Genomic DNA, 7,382 nt, shown 5'->3' with positions numbered 1-7,382 from the left:
CGCCCCCGAGCAGCGCCGCCCCGGCCCCGACCACGGCCAGGGCCACCAGCAGCCAGCCGAGGACGGCGAAGAAGGGGCGCCGGAAGAGGCGGGCGAAGGGCACGAAGTGGGCGCCGACGGCCAGCACCACCCACAGCACCACGAGGTCCTCCAGCCCGAGCAGGTCGAGCAGCCGCGCGCCCACCGCGATGGCCACCACCATCAGCGTGACGCTGATCCCGTAGCCGCGCACCTGCCGACGGGTCGGCGGGGCCTCGACGACGTCCGCGCGACGCGGCCGGACCACCACGAGCGCCAGCACGGCCAGGAAGAGCACCAGCCCGAGCACCCGCAACGCCCAGGCCCACGGCTCCGGCAGCGAACCGGCGTCGGCCAGCACGAACGCCAGCCCGCCCACGGCCCCGATCAGGGACCCGACCCGTTCGCTGCGCACGCCCGTCATCCTCCCAGCCGGACGAAACGGGCCGTAGCCTGTGCCGGGTGCAGCCCCTCCTCCGACCGCCGGCGGCCCGGTGGTGGTCGCGGCTGGGGGCGTGCATGGGCCTGGGGGTGCTGGCCGGGGTGGGCGGCGAGGTGCTGCTGCGCCGCGCCGGGCGCCGGGTCCTCGAGCCCCACCAGCTGACCGGCCCGCGCGTCGCGGTGGTGCTGGGCGCCCAGACGTACCCGGACGGACGTCCCTCGCGGTTCCTGCGCGGGCGGCTGGAGGTCGCCCGCCGGCTGCACGCCGACGGACGCGTCACCACGGTGGTGGTCTCCGGCGACGACCGCGCGCCGTCGCACCACGAGTCGCAGGCGATGCGGCGCTGGCTGGTGGAGGCGGGGGTGCCGGCCGAGGACGTGGTGCTGGACGCCCACGGCTACGACACCTACGACACCTGCTGGCGGGCGCGGCACGTGCTGGGGCTCGACTCGGTGGTGCTGGTGTCGCAGAGCTACCACCTGCCACGGGCGCTGCTGACCGCCCGGCTGGTGGGGCTGGACGCCGTCGGCGTCGGCGACGACTCGGTGCGCGGCACCGCCACCTGGCGCAGCGGGGTGGTGCGGGAGCGGTTCGCGCTGCTCAAGCTGCTCCGCGACGTCGCCACCCGCCGGCGTCCGGACGCCTCACCGCCGCTCGGGCGGAGCTGACCCCGACACCCCCGGCGAGCGTTCTGCTCTAGCGTGTGCGCACACGTCGTCGGACCCCCGGGGAGCCCATGTCGAGTCCTGCAGCCGCGCTCCATCCCGAGCTCGCCGCCCTGTGCGCAGCCGCCCTCGGCGAGGAGCCGGTGGCGCTCGTCCCGCTGGCCGGTGGTGCCTACAACACGACCTACGCCGTGACCCTCCGGACGCGGCAGCTGGTGCTGCGGATCGCGCCGGCCGAGGAGAGCCAGTACGCCTGCGAGCGCCACCTGCTGCGCAACGGGACCGCCGCCCTAGCCGTGCTGCCGGAGCTCGGGGTCGCCACGCCGACCGTCGTCCTCGCCGACTTCTCGGGGTCGCGGTGGCCCTGCGACCTGGTCTTCGAGGAGGTCGTGCCCGGCGAGCCGGCGCCCACCGTCCTCCCCCGCCACGAGCGCGCGCTGTGGCGCGGCTACTACCGGCAGCTGGGCGAGGTGGCCCGCTCGCTGCACGCCCGGACCGGGCCGGCGTTCGGACGCGTGGACGGGCCGCGGTTCGACCGGTGGAGCGACGCCTTCCTGACCTCCCTCGCGGCCACCGTCGCCGACCTCGGCTCGGTCGGCCTCCCCACCGACGACCTCGACGCCGTGCTCGAGCTGGGCGGCGAGGAGCGGGAGCTCTTCGACGAGGTCACGGTGCCCCGGCTGGTGCACGGCGACCTGTGGAACGTCAACGTGATGCTCGACCCGGACGCGCCGCAGCCGCGGATCACCGGCGTCTTCGACTTCGACCGGGCCTGCTGGGCCGACCCGGAGGCGGAGTGGTCGCTGTACATGGCCAGCCGACGCCCCGGCACCGAGCGGGACGCCTTCTGGGAGACGTACCCGCCGGACCCGTCGCCGGCGGCGGCCCGGCGACGGTGCTTCTACACCGCCTCCTTCGCGGCGCAGGTCAGGCTGGAGGCCCACCGCCGCGACCTGCCCGAGGCCCTCGAGGCGAGCCGGGACGAGGTGCGCGCCGTGCTGGAGGCGCTCCGCCGCTGACGCCCTCGGGCCCCGGTCCTGCTAGGGGGCGTGGACGTCCCAGTTCTGTCCAGCCGGTCGTTGTTACGATTCAACCGGTGCTGCTCGCGACCCCCAGCGAGGACGGTAGAGGCCTGCAGCGTCTCCTCGTAGCTCGAGATCAAGGAAGATCATGACGATCAGCAGGCGAGCACTGCTCGCAGCAGGGATGACCACGTCCGTCGGGCTGGGGCTGGCAGGGTGCGGCTCCGGTGGCGGCGCCGACGGCCGGCCCCTCGCGGTCACCTGGTGGGGCAACGACGTCCGCAACTCCCTCACCACCGAGGCCATCGACACCTTCGCCGCCAGCCGTCCCGGCACGACCTTCGCCCCCCAGCCGGGCGAGTGGTCGAGCTACTGGAACCGGCTGGCGACGCAGGTCGCCGGCGGCGACGCGCCCGACGTGATCCAGATGGACGAGGCCTACCTGAGCGAGTACGCCTCCCGCGGGGCGCTGCTGGACCTGGCCGGCAAGGTGGACACGTCCCGGTTCCTCGCCGGCACCGCCGAGTCCGGTGCGGTGCAGGACATCACCGCCGGCGTCTCCATCGGGGTCAACGCCCTGGCCTTCGTCGTCAACCCGGCGGTCTTCGAGGACGCGGGTGTCGAGCTGCCCGACGACACCACCTGGACGTGGGAGGAGTTCCGCGCGACCGCCGCCGAGGTCAGCGCGAAGTCCCCCGACGGCTCCGTCGGCGCCGCCGGCATGTTCACCAACCCGAAGCTGATGCAGGTCTGGCTGCGCCAGCAGGGCACCGAGCTCTTCCTGACCGACGGCCGTCCCGGCTACGACGCCGGCCTCGTCGACGAGTACCTGCAGCTGATGATGAGCTTCCGCGAGGAGGGCGCCATCCCCGAGCCGTCGGTGCTCGTGGAGGACGCCGCCGCTGCTCTCGACCAGTCGCTGATGGCGCAGGGACGGGCAGCCATCGGGTTCTACGGCTCCAACCAGCTCACCGCCCTCACCCGCGCCTCCGGGGCGCCGCTGCAGCTCGTCCGCTGGCCGAGCACGACCGGCCGGGCGGCGGACAGGCAGGCCTGGTACAAGTCCGCCTCGCTGTGGTCGGTCTCGGCACGCTCCAGGCAGCCCGAGCTGGCGGCCGAGTTCGTCGACTGGTGGGTGAACGACCCGGCCTGCACCCGGATCGTCCTGAACGAGCGCGGCGCCCCCGCCAACACCGACCGCGCCGCCGACATCGAGGCCGAGCTGGACGAGACCGGCGCCGCGGTCGCGGCCTTCCTCGCCCAGAACGAGGCCGACCTCGGGGCGGCTCCCCCGCTGCCGCCGCCGGGCGGCGCCTCCGCCGACGCGACGCTCACCCGGGTCGCCACCGACGTCCTGTTCGAGCGCTCGAGCACCAGCCAGGCCGCTGCCGCCTTCGTGGCCGAGGTCGACGCCGCACTGACCTGAGACGGTCCGGTCCCTCCCATCCCCGTCACGACAGGAGCTCGCACGTGCCCGACACCCCCGACGGCCCCGGCAGGAACGGGCGGCCCAACGTCCTGGTGGTCCTGGCCGACGACCTCGGCTTCTCCGACATCGGCTGCTACGGCTCGGAGATCCCCACGCCCCACCTCGACCGGCTGGCCGGCCGGGGACTGGCGATGCGGCAGTTCTACAACACGGCCCGCTGCTCGCCGTCGCGTGCCTCGTTGCTCACCGGGCTCCACCCGCACCAGACCGGTGTGGGGATCCTGACCAACGACGACGGCCCGGCCGGCTACCCGGGGCGGCTCAACGACCGGTGCGTCACCATGGCCGAGCTGCTCGGCGACGCCGGCTACAGCACCGGCCTGGTCGGGAAGTGGCACCTCACCGGGTCCATCCACCAGCCCGACGACGCGTGGCCGACCCGACGCGGGTTCGACTACTTCTACGGCACCCTCGCGGGCGCCGGCAGCTACTACGACCCCGTCACGCTGACCGAGGGCGAGACGCCCCTCCCGCAGACCCCCGAGGACTTCTACCTGACCACGGCCCTCGGCGAGCGGGCCGAGGACTTCGTCCGCGCGCAGGCGGACCGGGACGCACCCTTCTTCCTCTACCTGGCCCTGACGGCTCCGCACTGGCCGCTGCACGCCCCGGCCGAGGCGGTCGAGCGGCACCGGGGTCGGTACGACGCGGGCTGGGACGAGCTGCGGGCGGCGCGCTTCGCCCGTCAGCGGAGCAGCGGGCTCGCCGACGACTCCTGGTCGCTGTCCCCGCGCGACGAGGGTGTCGTCGCCTGGGACGAGGTCGCCGACGCCGACTGGCAGGCCCGCCGGATGGAGGTGTACGCGGCCCAGGTCGAGCTGATGGACGCCGCCGTCGGGCGGGTGGTGGCCGCGCTGGAGGACACCGGGGAGCTGGACCGCACCCTCGTGCTGTTCCTCTCCGACAACGGCGGCTGCGCCGAGGAGATCGAGCCGGGCTGGGTGGACGAGCTGCCGAGCACGCCGTACAACACGCCGCTGCGCACACGCTCCGGGCAGCGGGTCCGGCGCGGGAACGACCCCACCGTCACGCCGGGCCCCGAGGAGTCCTTCGCGACCTACGGGGTGCCCTGGGCCAACCTGTCCAACACCCCGTTCCGGGAGTACAAGCACTGGGTGCACGAGGGGGGCATCGCGACCCCGATGATCGTGCACTGGCCCGATGGCGGTCTCACCTCCGGGTGGGTCGACGAACCGCACCAGCTCCCCGACGTCCTGGCGACCGTGCTGGAGGTGACCGGCGCGAGCTACCCGGCCGAGCGCGCCGGCCGCCCGGTGCTGCCGGCCTCGGGACGCTCGATGCTCGGCGCCTGGCGGGGGGCTGCGGCCACCGACGAGCACACGCTGTACTTCGAGCACGAGGGCAACAGCGCCATCCGCACCGGCCGCTGGAAGCTGGTGCGCAAGCACGCCGAGGAGTGGGAGCTGTTCGACCTCAGCACGGACAGGTCCGAGCTCACCGACCTCGCCGCGGCCCACCCCGACCTCGTCCGCGACCTGGCCGCCCGCTACGAGAGCTGGGCCGGCAGCCACGGCGTCAAGCCGCGGGAGCCGATCCTCGCCGCCAACCGGGGTGGGCCCTCGCCCCTGATCCGGCCGTTCACGTCGAGCCGCCCACGCCACGGCGCGGACGGCCCGGGGCGCGGCTGAGCGACCCGTCCCGGGCGGCGCCCGCCGGGTCGACGGGTCAGGACCGGTGCTCGCGGTACCAGCTGATCAGCCCCCGGGTGGAGGAGTCGGTGGAGGCCAGCGCGGCCTCGTCCCCGGCGACCGCGGGGGTCAGCTCCTGGGCCAGCTTCTTGCCGAGCTCGACGCCCCACTGGTCGAAGGAGTCGATGCCCCACACGACGCCCTGGGTGAAGGTGATGTGCTCGTACAGCGCGATCAGCTGCCCCAGCACCGAGGGCGTCAGCGCGCGGGCCATGATGGAGGTGGTGGGCCGGTTGCCGGTGAAGACCCGGGCGGGCACCACGGCCTCGTCGGTGCCCTCGGCGCGCACCTCCTCGGCGGTCTTGCCGAAGGCCAGCGCGGCGGTCTGGGCGAAGAAGTTGGCCAGGAACAGCTCGTGCACGTCGTGCTCGCCGTCGCGGAGCGGGTGCGCGGTCTCGGCGAAGGCGATGAAGTCGGCCGGGACCAGCCGGGTGCCCTGGTGGATCAGCTGGTAGAAGGCGTGCTGGCCGTTGGTGCCGGGCTCGCCCCAGAACACCTCACCGGTGTCGGTGCCGACCGGGCTGCCGTCCCAGCGCACGCCCTTGCCGTTGGACTCCATGGTGAGCTGCTGCAGGTAGGCGGGGAAGCGGTGCAGGTACTGGGCGTAGGGCAGCACCGCGTGGCTCTGCGCGCCGAGGTGGTTGGTGTAGAAGACGTTGAGCAGCCCCATCAGCGCGGGCACGTTCTGGTCCAGCGGGGCGGTGGCGAAGTGCTCGTCGACGGCCCGGAAGCCGGCCAGGAACTCCGCGAAGCGCTCCGGGCCGATGGCCACCACCAGCGAGGTGCCGATGGCGGAGTCGACGGAGTACCGGCCACCCACCCAGTCCCAGAAGCCGAAGGCGTTGTCGGGGTCGATGCCGAAGTCGGCCACCTTGTCCAGCGCGGTGGAGACCGCGACGAAGTGGCGCGCGACGGCGTCGTCGGTGGCGATGCCCCGCGACTCGAGGGTGTCCAGCAGCCAGCTGCGGACGAGCCGGGCGTTGGTCAGCGTCTCCAGCGTCCCGAAGGTCTTCGACGCCACGACGACCAGCGTGGTCTCCGGGTCGAGGTCGGCCACGGTCTCGGCGGAGTCGGTGGGGTCGATGTTGGAGATGAAGCGGCACTCCAGGCCGTCCTGCACGTAGGGCCGCAGCGCCTCGTAGGCCATCACCGGCCCGAGGTCGGAGCCGCCGATGCCGATGTTGACCACCGTGGCGATCCGCTTGCCGGTGACGCCGGTCCACTCCCCGCTGCGGACCTTCTCGGCGAAGGCGTACACCTTGGCCAGCTCGGCGTGCACCTGGGCCACGACGTCCTCGCCGTCCACCACCAGCGAGTCGCCCTGCGGACGCCGCAGCGCCGTGTGGAGCACGGCCCGCCCCTCGGTGACGTTGATCCGCTCACCGGCCAGCATCGCGTCGCGGCGCTGCTCCAGCCCCACCTCGCGGGCCAGCGCCACCAGGGCGTCGAGGACCTCGTCGGTCAGCAGGTTCTTGGACAGGTCGACGTGCAGGTCGGCGGCGTCCAGCGTGTAGCGGGCGGCGCGGTCGGGGTCTTCGGCGAACCAGCGGCGCAGGTCGGGCTGCAGCGAGCCGGCGAGCTCGGCCAGCCGGGCCCAGGACGTGGTGCGGGTGACGTCGACGGGAGTGTCCATACGCCGAGCCTAAGGGGGTGGCGTCCGGGGCGGGGGCGGGGTGCCCGCGCGGCGATAGCGTTCGGCCATGGACCCCCACGACCCGGCCCGGACCCGACGCGCCCGCCCCGAGACCCGGTCGTCCCGGCCGCTGGCCGGCGGGCTGGAGTCGGAGTTCCGGGTGGACCTGGAGCGGCTCCGCTTCTCCCCCGCCCTGTCCCGGCTGGCCGAGGTCACCCAGGTCGTCACCGCCGCCGCCACCCCGGGCGTGGTGCACAACCGGCTGACCCACACCATCAAGGTGACCGGGGTCGCCCGCGCCATCGCGGTCGGGCTGCTGAACAGCCACGACCCCGCCGTGCTGGACCGGCTCGGCGGGCTGGACCACGTGGTCACCCAGGCCGCGGCGGTCGCCCACGACCTCG

Annotated in this window: 6 protein-coding genes and 1 pseudogene; 5 read left to right on the top strand and 2 right to left on the bottom strand. The window is 74.1% G+C overall.

The features are described 5' to 3' along the window. Positions 1 to 433 (bottom strand): hypothetical protein (locus GC722_RS04115; protein ID WP_197429768.1); only part of this gene is annotated, 433 nt, incomplete at its 3' end. Between the two features lie 47 nt (positions 434 to 480). On the opposite strand from GC722_RS04115, the gene GC722_RS04110 reads away from it, so the two are divergent. The 4 genes from GC722_RS04110 to GC722_RS04095 all read left to right on the top strand — a co-directional run bounded on the left by GC722_RS04110 (position 481) and on the right by GC722_RS04095 (position 5,285). Further along, positions 481 to 1,128, top strand: a complete 648-nt coding sequence (locus GC722_RS04110; RefSeq protein WP_197429767.1) for a SanA/YdcF family protein — start codon at positions 481 to 483, stop codon at positions 1,126 to 1,128. Between the two features lie 68 nt (positions 1,129 to 1,196). After that, positions 1,197 to 2,144, top strand: a complete 948-nt coding sequence (locus tag GC722_RS04105; protein WP_156608198.1) for a phosphotransferase family protein — start codon at positions 1,197 to 1,199, stop codon at positions 2,142 to 2,144. A 187-nt stretch (positions 2,145 to 2,331) separates the two neighbouring features. Then, positions 2,332 to 3,573 (top strand): ABC transporter substrate-binding protein, encoded by a 1,242-nt coding sequence (locus tag GC722_RS04100; protein WP_197429766.1) that lies wholly within the window; start codon positions 2,332 to 2,334, stop codon positions 3,571 to 3,573. Between the two features lie 44 nt (positions 3,574 to 3,617). Continuing rightward, positions 3,618 to 5,285, top strand: coding sequence for an arylsulfatase (locus GC722_RS04095; RefSeq protein WP_197429765.1), 1,668 nt, complete (start codon positions 3,618 to 3,620; stop codon positions 5,283 to 5,285). A gap of 37 nt (positions 5,286 to 5,322) precedes the next feature. On the opposite strand, the gene pgi is transcribed toward GC722_RS04095, so the two are convergent. After that, positions 5,323 to 6,978, bottom strand: a complete 1,656-nt coding sequence (gene pgi, locus GC722_RS04090; protein ID WP_156608196.1) for a glucose-6-phosphate isomerase — start codon at positions 6,976 to 6,978, stop codon at positions 5,323 to 5,325. Between the two features lie 67 nt (positions 6,979 to 7,045). Between pgi and GC722_RS18105 the strand changes: the two are divergent. Then, positions 7,046 to 7,382 (top strand): annotated as a pseudogene (locus GC722_RS18105) (phosphodiesterase); the annotation flags it as partial.

Origin of the sequence: Auraticoccus cholistanensis (assembly GCF_009742705.1) — a bacterium.
In the GTDB taxonomy this organism is placed as follows: Bacteria; Actinomycetota; Actinomycetes; order Propionibacteriales; family Propionibacteriaceae; genus Auraticoccus; species Auraticoccus cholistanensis.
Note: the sequence above shows the minus strand (reverse complement) of the source record. Positions and strands in the feature narration are given on the sequence as shown.

Coding starts and splice junctions, on each gene's coding strand:
- GC722_RS04105 (WP_156608198.1), top strand. CDS start 1,197: ATGTCGAGTCCTGCAGCCGCGCTCCATCCCGAGCTCGCCGCCCTGTGC.
- GC722_RS04100 (WP_197429766.1), top strand. CDS start 2,332: ATGACCACGTCCGTCGGGCTGGGGCTGGCAGGGTGCGGCTCCGGTGGC.
- pgi (WP_156608196.1), bottom strand. CDS start 6,978: ATGGACACTCCCGTCGACGTCACCCGCACCACGTCCTGGGCCCGGCTG.